Source organism: Acinetobacter sp. MYb191, assembly GCF_037572605.1.
GTDB lineage: Bacteria > Pseudomonadota > Gammaproteobacteria > Pseudomonadales > Moraxellaceae > Acinetobacter > Acinetobacter johnsonii.
On record NZ_JBBGZP010000013.1, the window covers coordinates 175,867 to 194,625 of the forward strand.

Annotated in this window: 15 protein-coding genes; 8 read left to right on the forward strand and 7 right to left on the reverse strand. The window is 42.2% G+C overall.

Features of this window, described 5'->3' with window-relative positions:
• The first annotated feature begins 6 nt into the window (after positions 1-6).
• From WH214_RS07795 to WH214_RS07815, 5 genes are all read left to right on the forward strand, one after another.
• Complete coding sequence (locus tag WH214_RS07795; RefSeq protein WP_339421541.1) at positions 7-828, forward strand: hypothetical protein; 822 nt, start codon at positions 7-9, stop codon at positions 826-828.
• Between the two features lie 69 nt (positions 829-897).
• Positions 898-2,550 (forward strand): nitrite/sulfite reductase, encoded by a 1,653-nt coding sequence (locus WH214_RS07800; protein ID WP_339421540.1) that lies wholly within the window; start codon positions 898-900, stop codon positions 2,548-2,550.
• A 1-nt stretch (position 2,551) separates the two neighbouring features.
• Positions 2,552-2,968, forward strand: a complete 417-nt coding sequence (locus WH214_RS07805; protein ID WP_339421539.1) for a CidA/LrgA family protein — start codon at positions 2,552-2,554, stop codon at positions 2,966-2,968.
• Complete coding sequence (locus WH214_RS07810; RefSeq protein WP_339421538.1) at positions 2,961-3,671, forward strand: LrgB family protein; 711 nt, start codon at positions 2,961-2,963, stop codon at positions 3,669-3,671. The genes WH214_RS07805 and WH214_RS07810 overlap by 8 nt, the downstream gene beginning before the upstream one ends.
• 18 nt (positions 3,672-3,689) lie before the next feature.
• Positions 3,690-4,616, forward strand: a complete 927-nt coding sequence (locus WH214_RS07815) for an HPP family protein (protein ID WP_339421537.1) — start codon at positions 3,690-3,692, stop codon at positions 4,614-4,616.
• A gap of 133 nt (positions 4,617-4,749) precedes the next feature.
• On the opposite strand, the gene WH214_RS07820 is transcribed toward WH214_RS07815, so the two are convergent.
• The 5 genes from WH214_RS07820 to WH214_RS07840 all read right to left on the reverse strand — a co-directional run bounded on the left by WH214_RS07820 (position 4,750) and on the right by WH214_RS07840 (position 10,077).
• Positions 4,750-6,156 carry an aminotransferase-like domain-containing protein gene (locus tag WH214_RS07820; RefSeq protein WP_339421536.1) on the reverse strand — a complete coding sequence of 469 codons (1,407 nt, stop codon included), beginning with the start codon at positions 6,154-6,156 and terminating at the stop codon, positions 4,750-4,752.
• 79 nt (positions 6,157-6,235) lie between these two features.
• Positions 6,236-6,358, reverse strand: coding sequence for a hypothetical protein (locus WH214_RS07825; RefSeq protein ID WP_004694789.1), 123 nt, complete (start codon positions 6,356-6,358; stop codon positions 6,236-6,238).
• Between the two features lie 14 nt (positions 6,359-6,372).
• Positions 6,373-7,377 carry a cytochrome d ubiquinol oxidase subunit II gene (gene cydB / locus WH214_RS07830; protein ID WP_339421535.1) on the reverse strand — a complete coding sequence of 335 codons (1,005 nt, stop codon included), beginning with the start codon at positions 7,375-7,377 and terminating at the stop codon, positions 6,373-6,375.
• Positions 7,370-8,830 carry a cytochrome ubiquinol oxidase subunit I gene (locus WH214_RS07835; RefSeq protein WP_339421534.1) on the reverse strand — a complete coding sequence of 487 codons (1,461 nt, stop codon included), beginning with the start codon at positions 8,828-8,830 and terminating at the stop codon, positions 7,370-7,372. The genes cydB and WH214_RS07835 overlap by 8 nt, the downstream gene beginning before the upstream one ends.
• Positions 8,831-9,381: 551 nt before the next feature.
• Entirely contained in the window at positions 9,382-10,077 is a 696-nt protein-coding gene (locus tag WH214_RS07840) for an alpha/beta hydrolase (RefSeq protein WP_004981456.1), read from the reverse strand.
• 501 nt (positions 10,078-10,578) lie between these two features.
• On the opposite strand from WH214_RS07840, the gene WH214_RS07845 reads away from it, so the two are divergent.
• Complete coding sequence (locus WH214_RS07845; RefSeq protein WP_339421533.1) at positions 10,579-11,805, forward strand: heparin lyase I family protein; 1,227 nt, start codon at positions 10,579-10,581, stop codon at positions 11,803-11,805.
• A 116-nt stretch (positions 11,806-11,921) separates the two neighbouring features.
• Here the strand turns inward: WH214_RS07845 and WH214_RS07850 are convergent, their stop codons facing one another.
• The gene (locus WH214_RS07850) at positions 11,922-13,367 is read right to left on the reverse strand and encodes an amino acid permease (protein ID WP_339421532.1); all 1,446 of its coding nucleotides are present in this window, start codon (positions 13,365-13,367) and stop codon (positions 11,922-11,924) included.
• A gap of 415 nt (positions 13,368-13,782) precedes the next feature.
• Positions 13,783-15,285 carry a MocR-like pyridoxine biosynthesis transcription factor PdxR gene (gene pdxR, locus WH214_RS07855; RefSeq protein WP_279676802.1) on the reverse strand — a complete coding sequence of 501 codons (1,503 nt, stop codon included), beginning with the start codon at positions 15,283-15,285 and terminating at the stop codon, positions 13,783-13,785.
• Between the two features lie 577 nt (positions 15,286-15,862).
• Between pdxR and gabT the strand changes: the two genes are divergently transcribed.
• Entirely contained in the window at positions 15,863-17,125 is a 1,263-nt protein-coding gene (gene gabT, locus WH214_RS07860) for a 4-aminobutyrate--2-oxoglutarate transaminase (protein WP_339421531.1), read from the forward strand.
• A gap of 16 nt (positions 17,126-17,141) precedes the next feature.
• Positions 17,142-18,590, forward strand: coding sequence for an NAD-dependent succinate-semialdehyde dehydrogenase (locus WH214_RS07865; protein WP_005400031.1), 1,449 nt, complete (start codon positions 17,142-17,144; stop codon positions 18,588-18,590).
• Positions 18,591-18,759 lie beyond the last annotated feature (169 nt).

Consider the following 18,759-nt stretch of genomic DNA (forward strand, 5'->3'; position numbering starts at 1 on the left):
GGCGTAATGTTTATAACACAGCAACTAAATACAATTTCTGAATTGGTTGAGGGGCAGGGTCTTTCAGACCAACTGCAACATCTACTTGCGCAGCAATATTTAAACTTAGAAGCGACTTTGTTACGTGCTAAAGTTTTACGTGATTTTTCAAGTGCTAAAGTTCAGTATATTGTGCAGTCTGCCATTCAAGCAGAACATGCCGAGGTCGCATTTTTATTTGCGCCTTTTATCTTGGCAAATTTGAACCATCCTGTGATTTATAGCAGTCCTGCAACGCCAACCGTACTCAATATCCTCAATCGTTACTATCAAGCAGAGCAAAAACAAAACCTAAAAATAGATGATGTGCTTGAGGCACTCAATGTTTATTTAGATTTGAGTGATAGCATATTCAATGATGTCGATTTTTTCTATTTTTCATTGATCAAAGCACTATGTCGAACTGATGTCTCTCAGATTTTTTTGGTGACATCATTAGCGCTCAATACACAAAAACTCGCGGAGCTAGAACAGTTTTTTAAAGTCAAAATTAATTATATTTCTACCCATCCACAAGATGCCATTATCGACAGCGGTGAATGGAATATGCGGAAATTGTTTTTTAAAAACAAAGATCAGCAATATATCGATTTATGTGAAAAATTCGCTACATTAAATGCGCAGTTACTGTTGAGTTATGGCAGTTATAACCAGCAGCAAGCGATCCAGTTGGTTGAAGATATGTTCTATGCCGAGCATATTTATGAAAAGTTATCGGTCTATGCCGAGTATATGCAGACCTGTTTACAACATGGTGTGTCCCGAAAGCAGGCGACTTTTTTCGCCTAACTTGCATTTTTGATCTCCCATTCAAAACAGCTTTTCTTTCATATTGATGCATATACTTAGGTCATCCCCATGTTTTTATATACAGACTTTGATCAAAATTTATTAAATGAACGAGTCGCACAGTTTCGCGACCAAACCCAGCGTTATTTAGAGGGGAAACTGACTGAAGAAGAATATCGTCCCTTACGCTTACAAAATGGTTTATATGTTCAACGCTATGCTCCCATGCTACGTTTGGCAGTGCCTTATGGCTTAATGAACTCTGAGCAATTGCGTAAGGTGGCTGAGGTTGCACAGAAGTATGATCGTGGTTATGCGCATATTTCTACACGTCAAAATATTCAACTGAATTGGCCGCAGCTTGAAGATGTTCCTGATATTTTGCAGGAACTCGCTACGGTACACATGCATTCTATTCAGACCAGTGGCAACTGTATTCGAAACACCACCACAGACCAGTATGCAGGTGTAGTTGAGGGCGAGCTCACAGACCCGCGTCCCACCTGTGAACTGATTCGTCAGTGGAGTACTTTCCATCCAGAGTTTTCATTCCTTCCGCGTAAATTCAAAATTGCAGTTTGTGCACACCCTGAACAAGACCGTGCTGCCACGACCTTCCATGATGTTGGGGTTTATCTGGTGGAAAATGAAGCAGGAGAATTGGGCTATCAAATTAAAGTCGGCGGCGGTCTTGGACGTACACCTTTAGCGGGACATGTCATTAAGCCATTTTTAGCTCGTGAACACTTAATTGCTTATTTAGATGCCATCATGCGCGTATATAACTTGCATGGCCGCCGTGATAATAAATACAAAGCACGTATTAAAATTTTAGTGAAAGCCCTCACTCCAGCGGGCTTTGCAGAAAAAGTTGAAGCTGAGTTTGCACATACTCAAACACTGCTCAAAGTTCAGCCCAGTGTTTTAGCGCAAATGGATGCCGTATTTCGACCGTTTGCCTATGAACCTTTAGATGCGGAAAATTTTGAGGCTTTGTTCCAACAGTATCCGAAGTTTAAACACTGGTTCAGTATCAATACCCATGCGCATAAAGTCGCGGGCTACCGCATCGTTACGATCAGCTTAAAACGGGCGGGTGTAGCACCGGGGGATATGACTTCCGATGAAATGAGTTTAATTGCAGATTTAGCTGACCAATATACCTTTGGTGAGCTGCGAACCACCCATGAGCAAAATATTGCCTTAACCGACGTACGTCAAAAGGATCTGTTTGAACTGTGGCAAGTCTTAGATCGTGGCAATTTGGCTCGTGCGCATATTGGCTTTCTGACTGACATGATTTGCTGTCCAGGCGGCGACTTTTGCTCATTGGCAAATGCCAAATCCATTCCGGTGTATGAAGCGATTGCTCGCCGTTTTGATGATCTGGATGCTTTATATCATTTAGGCAAGGTCGATCTGAACATTTCAGGTTGTATGAATGCGTGTGGACACCACCATGTCGGCAATATTGGCATCTTAGGTGTCGATAAAAAAGGCGCTGAATATTACCAAATTAGCTTAGGCGGTAACTCAGATCATGATGCATCCATCGGTGATATTTTAGGGCCATCATTTCCTGCAGAAGATATTCCCGATGTGCTGGAAGAAATTCTAAATACTTATCTGGATCTTCGTTTAGCACATGAATCTTTTTTAGAAACCTACAAACGTGTCTCGATCCAGCCGTTTAAAGAGCGGGCATATGCGGACATAAATTGAGATGTTGCATGACCAAACTCGGCTGAAGAAGCTAAACACTGCGAGCTGCCAAATCATGGCCATTTTGGCCGTTTGGAGCTGTGCTGATGTCTTACAAAAGTTGTTGAGTTTACCAGTGGCATCAGGGGTACTTGGGTTTTTTCTGCTGTTGTTTTTACTTGAAATGAAATGGTTGAAATTAGCCCACGTTGAACGCGGTGCCGATCTGTTGCTGGCTGAACTGCTGCTGTTTTTCATTCCGCCTGTGGTTGGTGTGATTCAATATCAGGATTTATTGATCACCAGTGGTTGGAAAATTCTGCTAGTGATTTTAATCAGCACCGCATTAGTGATGATGGTTTCTGTATATAGCGTGCGGTTGTTGTTAAAGCAGCCAGAGCTAAATCAAGAACCAAAACTGGAAGATCAGAATGACTGAATTTTGGGGAATTTTTTACTTGGTTTGGACCGTGCTGTGCTATTTCATGGCAAAGAGGCTCTTTGTTCGAACACAAAAAATCTATTTATCCCCCATTATTGTTGTTCCTAGCTTGAGCATCGTACTGATCTTTCTTTTACAGCATCAGTTCCAAGACTATTACTTTTATACCCAATATTTGGTGGCCATGCTCGGTCCAATCACAGTGGCTTTTGCTATTCCTGTTTTTCGTTATCGCCGCATGATTCAGCAACATTTTAAAGTGTTGCTCTTCAGTTCTAGCCTCGCCATGTTGGTGGGTATTTTCAGCAGTTGGTTTTTGGCGAGCCTATTGGATTTTGATGACATTGTTAAAAATAGCCTGTTGGCGCGTTCCATTTCGATTCCTTTCGCTTTGGTGCTTACCGAAAAAGTGGGGGGCTCTATCAGCCTGATTCCGCTATTTACTGTGATTACAGGTTTGGTCGGTATGTTGTTGGGAGATCTCCTTTTGCTTTGGATGAAATATAAAAATCATCTTGCTTCGGGCGCAGCACTAGGTAATGCCGCACATGCTATGGGCATAGCTCGGGCAAGACAGCGGCATGAATTGGAAGGCGTCATTGCCAGTCTCTCGATGATTATTTCAGGAATCATTATGGTGCTATTTGCGCCATCGCTGATTGCAGTGACGAAGTATTTACTTGGCTTTATATCTTTTTAAATCAATAAGGAATCGAATATGAATCCTATGTCACATGCAAAGACAATCTTAAGTCCCAAAAGCTATCTCGCGGCCTTTGTCTTTATAGGGCTTATGGTGGCGGCTGCCTATGGACTGAATGATCGTGAAATTATTCTGCCTGAAATGGCGGCGATGGCCGTTGGGCTGTGGGTCTATCGAGATAAACAGTGGCTGAATCAGCCAGATAAAATTTTTATTTTACCCAGTTTGACCGCTGTTATAGGCTTCTGTATTAATTTGATGCCAATTTCATATCTGTTCAAACTGGTTTTGGTTCTCTGTGCCATGTTGCTCGTGATGCGGATGTTTAACTATATATTACCGCCCGCACTGGCCACGGGTTTCTTGCCGATTGTGACCCAAGCCTACGAAATATCGTTTTTGATTTCGATTTTTGCCACCAGTTTTATCCTAATGTTGGGTGTTGTGCTCTTTAAGCTGAACCAAGGCGTGGAGAGAAAAGGCAATTTTGATCGACGAAAAATAGGTGTGTATGCCAGTATTACTTTAATCGGTTTTGCACTCGCTGCTATTTTCAAGATTGAAGCGATGGCACTGATTCCACCCATTACAGTGGTGGTGTATGAATCATTAAATATGATGATGTATTCGTTGAAAATGTATCTTAAGCAGGTTGCTGTGTTGACACTGTCGATTTCAATGGCCGTGTTTATGCAGTTGTGGATTCAAGATTGGATCTTGCTCACCCTCATATATATGCCCTTGATGTTTCTTTTGCTCAAGCTCTTTGATATGCGCATTCCTGCGGTATATGCCTTTCCATTTTTGGTTTTTGTCTTTCCACAAGACAGTGTGATGCATTTACCTGTTGCATCCGGCCTGATGGCTGGCTTTTCACTTGGCTGTGTCTATGTCTATCGCACCTATTTTCAGAATATGAGTGCTGAGAAATCTTATACCTAGCTTGAGAGGAATGACATGATCCGATCTGATCATGTCATTTTATCTCTGGGATAGTGATATTTGCAGTATGGGCAGTGAGTCTCTTCAAATCAAAAGATGGTTTAAATCAGCCTTGATTTAAACCATTCAACTTTTATTCAAAGGCTTCTGGGTAAATACATTGGATCAAGGCATCTAAGGCATTTTGAATACGCTCATTGATTTCAAATGAACAATTGATTCGAATATGATGTGGGACATTGTCGGTTTGATAAAATAATGAACCGGGCGCAATGCTGATATTTTTCTCTAAAAGCTGCTCATAAATCAAATTTCCATTGATCTGCTCGGGCAAAGTAATCCATAAGAAATAGCCCGATGGATAATAATGAATTTGATATTCTTCAGACAAATGTTCAGATAAATAAGTGTAATACTGATTTTTGAGACGTTTTAAGGTGTTACGCAAAGTTTTTAAGTGCTTTTCATAGTGTCGATGCGATAAATAATCAACCAAAGCATTTTGAATAAACGAGTTGACGGAAAGCGTGCTCATCAGCTGTAGATGCTGAATATGCTCCGAAAATTTACCTGCATAGACCCAACCAATCCGAAAACCCGCACCCAAAGTTTTTGAAAAAGAAGAGCAGTGTAAAACCAAATTTTTCTGATCAAAGTATTTCATCGACAGTGGTTTTTTATGATCAAAATAAAGCTCTTCATACACATCGTCTTCAATTAAATAAATATCGCGCTCATGCAGTAGCTTTGCCAGTTGGTATTTGATGTCGTCACTGACCGTAAAACCAATTGGGTTGTGACTGTTGAGCATCAATAAACAGACTTTAATTGGATAACGTTCAATTGCATCTTTAAACGCCTCAAGGTCAATACCATGTTCTTCATGTTCAGGAATACTAATGACTTTTAGGCCCAAATGTTCAGCCGCTTGCCATGCACCATAAAATATTGTTTTTTGAAGTAAAATATAGTCACCCGGTTGGGTCATGGCTTGTAAGGAGAGGTTTAAAGCATCTAATCCGCCCGAGGTAATTACGATATCGGATGGGTCTGTTGGAATTCCTTGCATACAGTAGCGCTGCGCAATCAGTTTCCGTAGCTCAAAGTTTCCGGGAGGTAAACTTGGCATCTGTTCATAACTAAGACGGTGTTTGGCACGTTGTCCCAACGTTTGCATCAGCTTGGCAGAGTAGAGTAGTTGGCTGTTGGGAAAGGCAATGCCAAAGGGAACCATTTGTTCAGATTGGATCGATTTTAAGTATCTGAAAATTTTAGAGTTGATTTCAATCTTTTCGTTGAGGATGACACTATTGGAGTTGCTTTCTGAGCGTGCATCGCCTGTCACAAAGTAACCGAGTTTTTCTTGTGAATAAATCAGCCCTTGCGCTTCGAGTTCTTGATAGGCATTCATCACCGTCATCAGGCTAAAACCCGATGTTTCAGCTTGTTGACGGAGTGAAGGTAGTTTATCGTTGGCTTTCCAAAAACCACGTTCAATCAAATGTTTCAGGCTGAGTGCAAGTTTTTCTGATTTATACATATGGGTTCGCTGCAATTAAAAGGCACAGGACATGTATTGAAAGTCCCGTGCCTAATTCATAAAAAATGCTTGGCTGGCTTTAGTAAGCAAAACTCAGTAACAGCTTAAAGAAACCCGCAATTAGTGCGAGAGAAATAAAGCCAAAGCACCACAATAAAATAAACCATAATCGTGGGCTGAGTCGATCAACAAATTTTTTCATGTCTATCTCCTCAATTAATGATAACCCTGATCCCCTATACGTACTTTGTCACGGAACACCCAATAGGACAAGAAGGTATAGGCAATGATGATCGGAATGAGAATTGCAGCTCCTACTAAGGTGAACTTCAAACTTGACTCAGGTGCAGCGGCCTGCCAAATAGTGACCGATGGCGGAATAATATTGGGCCATAAGCTGATGACGAAGCCAGTAAAAGCCAAAAAGACTAAAGCCAAAGTATAGATAAACGGTTTTAGTTCATGCTGCTTTTTGCACGCCGATAGAATCAAGCCAACAAACAGTAAGACTAAAATTGGCACTGGGCTAAAATAGTATAGATTCGGCAGAGAGAACCAACGCTGCGCAATTTCAGGATGGGTCAGCGGCGTATATAAACTTACGGCACCGAAGATGATGAGCAAAGTAATAATCAGCCTAGGCATGAGATGAAACATCCGTTGCTGTATCTCTTTTTCGGTTTTCCAAATGAGCCAACCACAACCTAAGGTGGCATACATGACCACGACTCCTAGACCGGTAAAACATGTAAATGGCGTGAACCAGTCCCATCCACCACCGCTGTAAATACCATTGGTGGTCTGAATACCTTGGATATAAGCCCCTAAAATCACGCCTTGGAAAAAGCTCGATAAGATAGAGCCCCAGATAAACGCGAGATCCCAGAGGTATTTGGTGCGCGTGGCTTTGAAACGAAACTCGAATGCCACACCGCGGAAAATCAGGGCAACCACCATAAAGATAATGGGTAAATACAGTGCCGATAAAACGGTTGAATAGACCAAAGGAAATGCAGCGAATAAGCCAGCACCACCTAGGACCATCCATGTTTCATTACCGTCCCAAACGGGCGCGACGGTATTCATCATCACATCACGTTCTTGCGTTCCGTTCATAAAGGGAAACAGAATGCCAATGCCTAAGTCGAAACCATCCATAACCACATAGATGAGTACCCCGAGCCCGATAATACCGACCCAAACCAAAGCGAGATCAATCATGTGGTTTCTCCTTACTATTTTGAGCAGAAGGATCAGTGGTCTCGATAGATTCTTCAACAGCACTGAGTGGACGTAAAGGGGTTTTAAAATGCCCCGGGCCAGTATCTTGCACGGCATCTAAAGGCGTAGAAAAAGCAGGGCCTAATTTGATCAAGCGCAGCATGTAGTAAATACCCGCACCAAAGACGACGGTATAGACCAGAACAAAAATAATCAGGCTCAAGCCGACTTGATCTGCGGTGACTGTATGCGATAAACCGTCTTTAGTCCGAATCACACCATACACGACCCAAGGCTGACGGCCAACTTCCGTAGTGACCCAACCTGCTAGGAGCGCGATATAACCTGTAGGCCCCATGATGATGGCAAATTTATGAAACCAACTGCTTTCGTATAGAGAGCCTTTTTTACGTAGCCACAGCGCTGTTAACGAGAGTAAAACCATTAACATGCCCAAGCCAACCATGACCCGGAAACTCCAGAATACAATCAGTGCATTCGGACGGTCTTCAGCTGCGAAGTCTTTTAAACCAGTAACCTGACCCTCTAGGGAATGCGTCAGAATCAAACTGCCCAGATTGGGAATACCAATCTCAAGATCGTTCGATTCTGTTTCCATATTCGGTAAAGCGAACAGTAATAAAGGCATGCCATGATCACGATTGGTTTCCCAATGACCCTCAATGGCTGCCAATTTTGCAGGTTGGTGTTTTAAGGTATTTAAACCGTGGTTATCCCCAATCACAACTTGTAAGCAAGACGTGACCAGTACCATCCATAAGCCCATAGAAAAAGACTTTTTTACCAATTCATCACGACGACCTTTCAGCAAATGCCAGGCTGCGGTGCCAACCACCAAAAGTGATGAGACTAGGAAGGCCGCTGCTGCCATATGGGCAAATCGATAGGGGAAGGATGGGTTAAACACAATTGCCCACCAGTCTGTGGGGACAATAATACCATTTTCGATGGCAAAGCCTTGAGGTGTCTGCATCCAACTGTTGGAGGATAAAATCCAGAACATGGAAATACAGGTACCGATAGCGACCATTAAAGTGGCAAAAAAGTGGGCTTTGGGACTGACGCGTCCCCAACCAAATAGCATAATGCCCAAGAAACCTGCCTCTAAAAAGAAGGCGCTCATGACTTCATACGTGAGTAGTGGTCCAGTGACACTACCTGCGATGCGTGAAAATTCACTCCAATTGGTCCCGAACTGGTAGGCCATGACAATGCCCGAAACAACCCCCATAGCAAATGCCACGGCAAAAATCTTAATCCAGTACTTAAATAAGTCTTTATAAATTGGATTTTGGGTGCGTAGCCACTTCCATTCCAGCATGGCAAGAAAGCAGGCTAAACCAATAGAAGTTGCAGGAAAAATAATATGAAAGGAAACAGTAAAGGCAAATTGAATTCTTGCCAACTCAAGTGCGGTTAATCCGAGGCTCATTGCATCCTCCATGGCCGGCAGGAATATCGACGGTTAGATACCCAATTGCTGTCTAAATCGGAATGATAAAAAAGCATAGATCGTTTCATTAAAAACTACCTACTTAAAATACTGATGATGATCTTGCATCAGGATGTCTAGAAGATGTAGGTACAAGAATTGGAGAGAAAAAATATAACAAAATAGAAAAGTGCACTTAGTCTGTTATATTTTTTGAACTGTTTTTATGATCTATTCATTCTTATTGCTTAATTAAAATATACAGAAAGTTTTGATGCTGAGTTAGTTAAAAAATGTTATTCAAAACTCGCATAACACATGGTTTGAAATAGCGTAGTTTAAATAAAACTTTTAACGAGGAAACTTCATTATGAATGATAAGGTCAGTAGTAAAAGCTGAGGTCTAGCTGACAGCCATCGAACCAAGTATGTGCGAATATTTACACCAATAGGATAATGATATTGCGCTATCTATTGTGATTCGAAAGTCGTTTGATACTTAAAATAGCTCTAAAAAAGGGAGTCTGTAGACTCCCTTCAATATAGATAGTTTAATGCGCAAGGAAAGTTGCGGCTTCATCAATTAAATCAGCAACGGCTTTGGGTTGAGATGCGAGTGAAGCATGACTGGCATTTAAAGAAATGACTTTTTGAGCATTTAAGCGTGAAGACATCATGGCTTGGTTTTCAGGGTGAATCATGCGGTCTTCAGTTGAAATTTGGTACCAAGATGGTTTGTTTTTCCATGCTGGGTTTGAAATGGTATCACCAAAAGTACTGGCAACAGGGGCTTTCTGGGTGATGCCCATGACCAGTCCTTCATCATTCGTTAAGTCCTGACAGAAGCTTTCATGGTATTTATCGGCTTTGACCCAAAGGTATCCGTCACTGTCGGGTTCTAAGTTGGGTGCGCCAACGGGTAAATGTTGCTGAGTAATGCCACCTGGACTTTCACCAGCATCGGGTGCAAAAGCTGCAATATAGACTAGACCAACAACATTGGGTTGATTACCCACTTCGGTAATGACCGCCCCCCCATAGGAGTGGCCAACTAAAAGTACATCTCCTTGTACTTGTGCAATCATTTTACGGGTTCGTTCGACATCATCGGCCAAAGAGGTGAGAGGCAGTTCAACGGCACGGAGGGCTTCGTAACCTCGGTGAGATAGGTCAGTAATGACTTTAGACCAATGGGCAGCGCCGCCCCAAAATCCATGTACTAAAATAATTGTTGGCTTCTTATTCATCTTCTCATCCCTAGAGTAAAAATATCATCTTATAGTTAAAAAAGTGGTCATGCTAGGTTGGGCTAATGATTATCGATGCAAGTTAATTTAACTAATTGTAAGTTAAAAAAATATAGATAAAAGACTACAAAAAATGCCAATTACATTAAAAAGTGGGCATTTTGTGTGATTAATATTTTATTTTTTCTTACTGCTGTTTTTTAGATTTTTTAAAATATTCACTACTGATAATCATTTTTTGAGTATTCAGCCATAAAAAAAGCAGAGCTGAATTTTCATAATGTTATAAGATGAGCAGGCTGTGCTGAATGGTTGATTTTGGGGAAAATTGATCATTTATCAACAACTAAAGCAGCACGTTTCATTGTTTCAAATGAAGCTCGTTTTTAGGTTTTTAAAAATTGAATTTGGCCATGTCTCACTGTTTCCTCCGCTCAATGATAAATGGGTGAGGTAAGGTACATGGCAGATTTTGGGTGGGTATAAATAGAGTGCATTTGCATGAAAAAAATTAGATGTTTTTTAGTTTTAGCTACAGTTTTGGGGATGAGTGCTTGCGGGGGCGGTGAGGATCAGCAGTCAACAACAGCAACGGTAAAAGATGTTCAAAATGAAATGCCTGTAGCCGTAATTCAGTCAACGCAGGATAGCGTTATGGTCGGGGATAGTATACTTTTAGATGGTTCTGAAAGTACTGATGATGGCGCGATGACATTGAGCTATCGTTGGTCGGTTGTTAAAAAGCCTGAAAATAGCTTTCCCAGTTTTGGTGCCAGTACAGATAAAACATTTCATTTTATTCCAGACCGTACAGGAGATTATGAACTGAGTTTAGTGGTGAATGATGGTCAACAAGACAGTCAAACCACTACGGTCAAACTACAAGTCTTCGCAAGAAATACAGAACAAGTTGTCAATCCATCAGATGTGATACCAGATCCTAAAGATGATGATGTATTGGTCGACAATACAGAAGAAAAGGGTAAGGTCATTTTTCGTGATGGCTTTGAGACGGGGACGATTCGTGTCGATAAATATAGCAATAATCTGTCGACGTGGAATGCAATGGCTCTCCACTTTGAAAATCGTAGTTCAGCAACAATTGTTAAAGATCCTGCTGGTACAGGACAGAATGTTGCCAAATTTGTCGTGCCTGATGATGGTCAATGTTATCGCGCAGAAATACAACGAAAGCAATTTGGTTGGGGTCATTACAACTATTCTTTTTCTCATTATATTCCCTCAACATGGCCCGCCTTTCAGTATGGAACAATATTGGCGCAGTGGCATGGTTTTAACCTAAATGGCAAGGATTTGAATCCTCCAATAGCCTTGGTGCTTTCAGGTCTAAAACCTGAATGGCAGTTACATTTATATGAGTTGAAGCCAATGAGTTCACCATTGGCGGTTCCAGAAACGCTTTTGAAGCGTTATGTCTTAGATGTGCCTGTGGTGTATAACCAGTGGAATGATTGGAATTTTGATATCCAATGGTCAGAACTTGATGCAAACAATCAACTGATTCCCGGGAAAGTGGTGGTGAAACATAATGGGAAAGAAGTAGCCAACATCAGTGGGGTCAATAATTACCATCAAAAGTGGTCACCTTATTTCCAAATGGGCATTTACCGTTCAAGTTGGCGAGAAGGAGCACTGAAGAACCGTGTTATCGTGGGGCAGCCTGTCGAGGCTTACCATAAAAATGTGGTGATCAAAGATCTTAATTAAGATTTTGAGTTTCATCTAAGTGGTCATTTAGTACCATTAAAAAACCGATGGCTCTCACTTGAAAGCCATCGGTTTAATCTGGTGTAACCTTAGATCATTACCAGATTATTTTAAAATTAAAGGTTATTGCTCAAATCGGCTTGAGTGTTCATAGGCTTATCTTGAGCATGCTTTCCCCAGTTAAACTTCTGTGCACAGATGCCTAATCCAACTATAAACAAGGCAAGTAAACTAGTGTAAGTCACTTCTTTAAAGTAGGTACCTTCCACAAGCATGGTAATGAGTGCACCAATGATAAAGACGATGGCAAGATAAGTGAGCCAAGGGAATAACCACATTTTAAAGTCAATCACTTGTCCTTCGGCTTCTAATTTCTTACGCATACGTAATTGTGAGAAGGCAATGGTCAGGTAGACATACAACGCTGCTGTACCTGTTGCTAACATGAAGATGTCATAGACATTCATACTTTCAGTCGCGGTAAGGTACGTCGCTACTAGAGCAAATAATGATGAGACCAGAACGCCCATCCACGGACTACCATTACGGTTGATCGAACCGAAGCTTTTTGGTGCATCGCCACGTTTTGACAGTGAAAATAACATCCGTGAACAGGTATAAAGTGCCGAGTTAAAACAGCTACATACCGAGGTCAGGACTACAAAGTTAACAATGTGTTTTGCTTCTGGAATGCCAAGTGCTGACAAAGTCACACTATAGGTTCCCCAAGTTGGATCTTTTAACAGTGGATTGTTATGTGGAATTAGGCAGACGGTAATAAACATTGAACCGACATAGAACAACATAATCCGCCAAACCACAGAGTTAGATGCTTTACGGATTTCACGGGCTGGATTTTCTGATTCTGCCGCCGCAACTGTAACAATTTCAGCACCGATGTAGGCAAACATAACCCCAAGTAAGGCGGTGATCACTGCCGAGAAACCGTTCGGCATGAAGCCGTCTGCAGTTAAATGCGTGATTCCTGATGCAGTTGCTTGACCCCATGGCCATAAATGCATGATAGCCAAGCTACCAATCACTAAGAAAATCACAATCGCAATTACTTTGATGAGTGCAAACCAAAATTCAAATTCACCATAGTTTTTCACATTTTGTAAGTTAACCAAAACTAAGAACACAATCACGACTAGCATGTAACCCCAGATTGGGATAAAGGGAAACCAACTGTTGAGAATTTTACCTGCGACATAGGCTTCCCAGCCCATCAGCAAAGCCCAAGAACACCAATACAGCCAGCCAATGGTAAAACCAGCCCAACGCCCAATGGCACGATCTGCATAGGTTGAAAACGACCCACTGTCTGGATTGAGAACAGCCATTTCACCTAGCATACGCATGATTAACAGAATGAGTAATCCACCAAACGCATAGGCCAAAACTGCAGCAGGGCCTGCCGAATAGATAACATTTCCTGAGCCGATGAACAGTGAACCACCAATGACACCTGCAATCGAAATCATGGTGAGATGACGCGACTTAAGTCCATTTTTTAAGCCTTGAGATGCATCCGGCACAGCGCTTTGTTTAGGTGCTTCCATATAATTTTCCTTAATCTTAAGGAGGTAGCTTCAAAAGGGGGCAAAGCCTTTTTCGGACTACTCATCCTTTAAAACTGTAACCGAATGATCAGAGGCTTTATCATTATTAAGGCAAAAATGAATAAATCTGATATTCCTGTCAAAGCGTGAAAAATCACACTTTGGCTACAAAGCGGTTACATGTTGTTTATGTATGCACCTAATCTCTCTTTTTTGTTCTCAGTAAACGAGAGCCATTTTTTAGCATTTGGAAGGAGCCAATTGCAGCTAAAATATGAAAAGCTGGGGAGCCAATGTTTACTCTCATCTCAATAATTTATAGAATGAAGCAGCAAAACTCAGCTTTGTAACTGCGTCTTTAGTCGTAAGTCGAATGGTTGTAAAAAAAACTTAAGTATCTAATTTATAAAAACAATCAACTCAGCGTACGAACTCCTGCATTTCGTAGACATTTGAGTAACACACCAAAAGCCACCAATATTTCTTGTTCACGGACACAGGCAAAGCCCAATAGTAGTCCTTTCTGCCGTGTTGAATAATGCTTGGTATAGTATTGTGACAGTGCTCGAACTTTTACGCCTTGATCAAGTGCATTGCTGGCAATTAACACATCATCCATGTTGCTCGGCAGCTTTAAAATCAAATGTAAACCAGCAGCGGTATTGTATTCATGCAGGAAGTCTGCCCCAAGATGACGTGTAATCAGGTCGATTAAAAAGGCGTGACGCTTGCTATAGAGTAAACGCATACGACGAATATGTGCTTCATAATGGCCCTCACGGATAAACTCTGCCAAGACTTTTTGATCCAGTAAATGCCCGCCCCGATATAGTTCCGATGCCACAATACGCAGTGGTGAAAACAACTTTTTAGGGACCACCAAATAGCCAATACGCAAAGCTGGGTAGATGGTTTTACTGAAGGTTCCCATATAAATGACAGGTGCATCAGGTTCCAAACCTTGCAAAGAAGGGAAGGGCTGACCCGAGAAGCGGAACTCACTGTCATAGTCATCTTCCACAATCCAACTTTTATGCTGGCGCGCGATGGCAATCAGTTGTTTACGACGTTCTAAACTTAAGTGAGAGCCTAAAGGGTACTGATGTGAAGGCGTCACAAAAATCAGTTTAGGCGGGGTTTTCGGGTCTAGGTCAGGAATAATACCTTCTTGATCGACAGGCAAGGAGCGTAGATTTACGCCATTAATGCGTAAAATATTCCGTGCCCCCCAATAAGCTGGATCTTCAATCCAAACTTCATCGCCTGGGTCACTTAAGGTCCGCGAAACCAAATCGATCGCCTGATGTGTCCCTTCGGTAATAATGATTTGGTCTGCATCGCATTGCACCGAACGCGCAATTTTGAGGTATTCAGCCAGTTCTTGGCGCAACTCTAAACAACCGCCCGCATTGCTATATATGAGACTGTTAATCTCAGGTTCACGGCTGAGGCGGGTCTGAATACGGCTAAAAATATGGTGCGGAAACTCTGTGACATCGGGTGCACCGGGCACAAACGCGCCCCATTGGTAAGGTGATGCAGCTGAATAGCCGATGAGATAGGAACCGCGTTGCGACAAATTATAATTCTGCTGGGGCTTTTTTTCTTGAGTTTGGCTATTGGTATTTTCAGCTTTGACCAAAAAGGACTCAGGCAGTTTTTCAGCGACCCACGTGCCTTGGCCTGTACGTGCTTCAACATAGCCTTGTGCTTGTAATTGTTCATATGCACTGAGTACGGTATTGCGTGAGACTTTAATTTCTTTGGCCAAATCACGCGATGCAGGTAGGCGAGTTTTGGGTGCGAGCACACTGTCAATAATGGCGTTGCGTAAGCAGCGAAACAACCGCAATTGTAGGGTTCCGTCAATATCTTGCTGTAATCGTTGCAGTAAATAATCTCCAAGCAAGCTACGCAATTGGCTCTCTCCTACAATATTAAAATGGCTTTTCTTGAGCGATTACCATAAATGCAAAATTATCTCGTCAGGCAGCCGTTGTAAAGCATTTCGCTTGAAGACGTTGGGAGCAAATGCCCGCGACTAAGGGGCTGGAAATATACACAAGTCGTATCCAAAGCAAAAGTTTTTTTAGATGATTTACACATTCGCGTACAACGGTTTGAAAATATAGTCAGAAAAGCGTAAGGCTGGACATAAATGGGTTCTGGGTTGGCACAGTCATCTGCTGAGTTTTGGGTTTCTTTATCATTTTTGGTGATTCGATTGAATACCGTAATGGCTCTCTTAAATAAGTATGTCTTTTTTAATTGATATTTTTTAAGTTGTTTATTTTTATCAAATAAATATTTCAGGTGGAAAATAACTATAAAGGGATAGGGTAAATTGGCTCCATCTGTCTGATGAAAAGTGGCTCTCGTCTAGTGCCAATAAAAGCGCAAAATGCAATAAACCCCACGTCCTTTGTATATCAGCAAAAAGCATGATCGGGACGCTGAAATTTTATAAATGTATGAATCAAGAATGAGGATACAAAATGGACAGTAAACACTCTGCACTGAACGCACGTAAACTAAAAGCGACTCCTCGTGGCGTTGGTGTCATGTGTCAATGGTATGCGGAGAAAGCAGAAAATTCCACCATTTGGGATGCTGAAGGGAATCAATATACTGACTTCGCGGGTGGTATTGCGGTACTGAACACAGGTCACCGTCATCCTAAAATTATTGCTGCTGTTACTGAACAATTGACTAAATTCACCCATACAGCGTACCAAGTTGTACCGTATGAAAGCTATGTTTCTTTAGCTGAACGTATAAATGCACGTGCGCCAATTGCGGGTGAAGCGAAAACAACATTCTTCTCTACTGGTGCTGAAGCTGTAGAAAATGCAGTGAAAATCGCACGTTCTTACACAGGTCGTCACGGTATTGTGACTTTTGGTAACGGTTTCCACGGTCGTTCATTTATGACCATGGCAATGACAGGTAAAACTGCACCGTACAAACGTGACTTTGGTGTGATGCCTTCAGGTGTTTTCCATGCGCGCTATCCTGTAGAGTCAAAGGGCATTACTGTCGATGCTGCGATTGAAAGCATTGAAGATATTTTTGCTGAAGATATTGCGGCGCATGATGTCGCTGCTATTGTGCTTGAACCTGTTCAAGGTGAAGGCGGTTTCAACGTTGTTCCTGCTGAATTCTTAAAGCGTTTACGTGCGCTATGTGATCAACACGGTATTTTGATTATTGCAGATGAAGTACAGACAGGCTTTGCCCGTACTGGTAAGTTATTTGCCATGGATCACTACGAGACCAAAGCCGATTTAATCACTATGGCGAAAAGCCTTGGTGGTGGTTTCCCAATCTCTGGCGTGGTTGGTCGTGCTGAAGTGATGGATGCACCAAACCCAGGTGGTCTAGGTGGTACTTATGCAGGTAACCCAGTGGCTGTGGCTTCTGCACATGCCGTACTGGACGTGATTGAAGAAGAAGGTCTTTGCGAACGTGCAAATGTATTGGGCGCAGAGTTGGTTGAGGTTCTGAATGAACTCAAACTGTCTTCGACTACAGTCCAAGAAATTCGTGCGTTGGGTTCAATGGTCGCGATTGAGTTGGAAACGGCGGATCAAGCGAAAGCAATTCAAAACTATGCAATGCAAAATGGCTTGCTTATTTTGACCTGTGGCCGTTATGGTAATGTGATCCGTTTCTTATATCCTTTAACGATTCCTGCAGAACAATTCCGTGCTGGCTTAAACATTTTAAAACAAGGTTTTGCACTTTCTGCTGCAGCATAATTGAAGAGTAATGACTATGCTTCAAGCGCAATATAAAGATTTATTACAGCATCCAGATATTCGTTTTGATGTGCCTGAAAATGGCGGTTACATCGAAGTCAAAGATGCCGCAACACATGACACTTTGGCATGGGTGAAATCCCATGACCGCGCGTCAGTTGAGCAAGTGATTGCTCGCTCTCAAAAGGCACAAACTGCGTGGAAAGCGCAAACAGCTCTACAACGTGCTGATGTGCTTTGGGCTTGGTTTGATTTGATGCAGGAAAATAAAGAGTCATTGGCTCAGATTTTGACTGCTGAACAAGGTAAGCCTTTAGCTGAAGCACGTGGTGAAATTGGCTATGCGGCTTCATTTATTCGTTGGTTTGCAGAACAAGCGCGCCGTATCGATGGTGAAGTTTTAACACCAACACTGCCGAACCAACGTTTGTTGGTGATCAAACAGGCGATTGGTGTTACGGCAGCAATTACGCCGTGGAACTTCCCCGCAGCAATGATCACACGTAAGGCCGCACCTGCAATTGCAGCAGGGTGCTCGATGATTGTGAAACCTGCTGAGCAAACGCCTTTAACGGCTTATGCTTTAGAAGTGTTAGCGCTACGTGCGGGTTTGCCACAAGACGTATTATTACACATCAGCGGTGATTCAAGCGAAGTGGGTAAAACACTGTGTGAAAGCGACACGGTGAAAAAGTTGAGCTTCACAGGTTCAACTCAAGTTGGTCGTATTTTGATGCAACAATGTGCGCCAACCATCAAAAAACTGTCTTTAGAATTAGGCGGTAATGCACCAGTATTGGTTTTTGATGATGCCAATCTTGAGCAAGCGGTACAAGGCATTATGGCCAGCAAGTTCCGCAATAGCGGACAGACCTGTGTATGTGCCAACCGTATTTATGTACAAGACGGTATTTACGATGCTTTGGTTGAAAAACTGGCAGTTGCTGTAGCGAACTTAAAAGTGGGTGATGGCCGAGTTGAGACTTCAACCCAAGGTCCGCTGATCGATGAAGCCGCGATTGAAAAAGTACAGTCGCATATTGCCGATGCCATTAGCAAAGGTGCGCAGGTTAAAACCGGTGGTCAACGCTCAAGCCTAGGTGGTACTTTCTTTGAACCGACACTTTTAACGGAAGTGACACAAGAGATGAAAGTGGCAAAAGAAGAAACCTTTGGTCCATTGGCACCGCTATTCCGTTTTAAAACGGAAGAAGAAGCAGTGCAAATGGCCAATGACACTGAGTTTGGTCTAGCAACTTACTTGTTCACTCAAAACACAGCACGTCAGTGGCGTGTTGGTGAAGCGCTTGAGTACGGTATGGTGGGCATCAACACAGGTGCGATTTCAAATGAAGTGGCTCCCTTTGGTGGTGTGAAGCAGTCTGGCTTAGGTCGTGAAGGTTCTAAATTTGGTATCGACGAATATCTCGAAATGAAATATTTGTGCGTGGACTTATCTGTTTAAGTCAGTCCAGTAACCATCAGTTAAAGAATCAGCCTTGCCCATTCAAGGCTGATTTTTTATGGGCGTATTATTGGAGGAGAATCGATTTATTTTAAAATATTGCAAGGTCTAATATTGGTCTGACCCTGAAACTTATAGTTATGCGAGATAATATTTGATCAATCTAATA

Excerpts from the sequence above, each read along its gene's own strand:
- WH214_RS07795 (WP_339421541.1), top strand. The coding sequence starts at position 7 with ATGTTTATAACACAGCAACTAAATACAATTTCTGAATTGGTTGAGGGG.
- WH214_RS07800 (WP_339421540.1), top strand. The coding sequence starts at position 898 with ATGTTTTTATATACAGACTTTGATCAAAATTTATTAAATGAACGAGTC.
- WH214_RS07805 (WP_339421539.1), top strand. The coding sequence starts at position 2,552 with ATGTTGCATGACCAAACTCGGCTGAAGAAGCTAAACACTGCGAGCTGC.
- WH214_RS07810 (WP_339421538.1), top strand. The coding sequence starts at position 2,961 with ATGACTGAATTTTGGGGAATTTTTTACTTGGTTTGGACCGTGCTGTGC.
- WH214_RS07815 (WP_339421537.1), top strand. The coding sequence starts at position 3,690 with ATGAATCCTATGTCACATGCAAAGACAATCTTAAGTCCCAAAAGCTAT.
- WH214_RS07820 (WP_339421536.1), bottom strand. The coding sequence starts at position 6,156 with ATGTATAAATCAGAAAAACTTGCACTCAGCCTGAAACATTTGATTGAA.
- WH214_RS07825 (WP_004694789.1), bottom strand. The coding sequence starts at position 6,358 with ATGAAAAAATTTGTTGATCGACTCAGCCCACGATTATGGTTTATTTTA.
- cydB (WP_339421535.1), bottom strand. The coding sequence starts at position 7,377 with ATGATTGATCTCGCTTTGGTTTGGGTCGGTATTATCGGGCTCGGGGTA.
- WH214_RS07835 (WP_339421534.1), bottom strand. The coding sequence starts at position 8,830 with ATGAGCCTCGGATTAACCGCACTTGAGTTGGCAAGAATTCAATTTGCC.
- WH214_RS07840 (WP_004981456.1), bottom strand. The coding sequence starts at position 10,077 with ATGAATAAGAAGCCAACAATTATTTTAGTACATGGATTTTGGGGCGGC.
- WH214_RS07845 (WP_339421533.1), top strand. The coding sequence starts at position 10,579 with ATGAAAAAAATTAGATGTTTTTTAGTTTTAGCTACAGTTTTGGGGATG.
- WH214_RS07850 (WP_339421532.1), bottom strand. The coding sequence starts at position 13,367 with ATGGAAGCACCTAAACAAAGCGCTGTGCCGGATGCATCTCAAGGCTTA.
- gabT (WP_339421531.1), top strand. The coding sequence starts at position 15,863 with ATGGACAGTAAACACTCTGCACTGAACGCACGTAAACTAAAAGCGACT.
- WH214_RS07865 (WP_005400031.1), top strand. The coding sequence starts at position 17,142 with ATGCTTCAAGCGCAATATAAAGATTTATTACAGCATCCAGATATTCGT.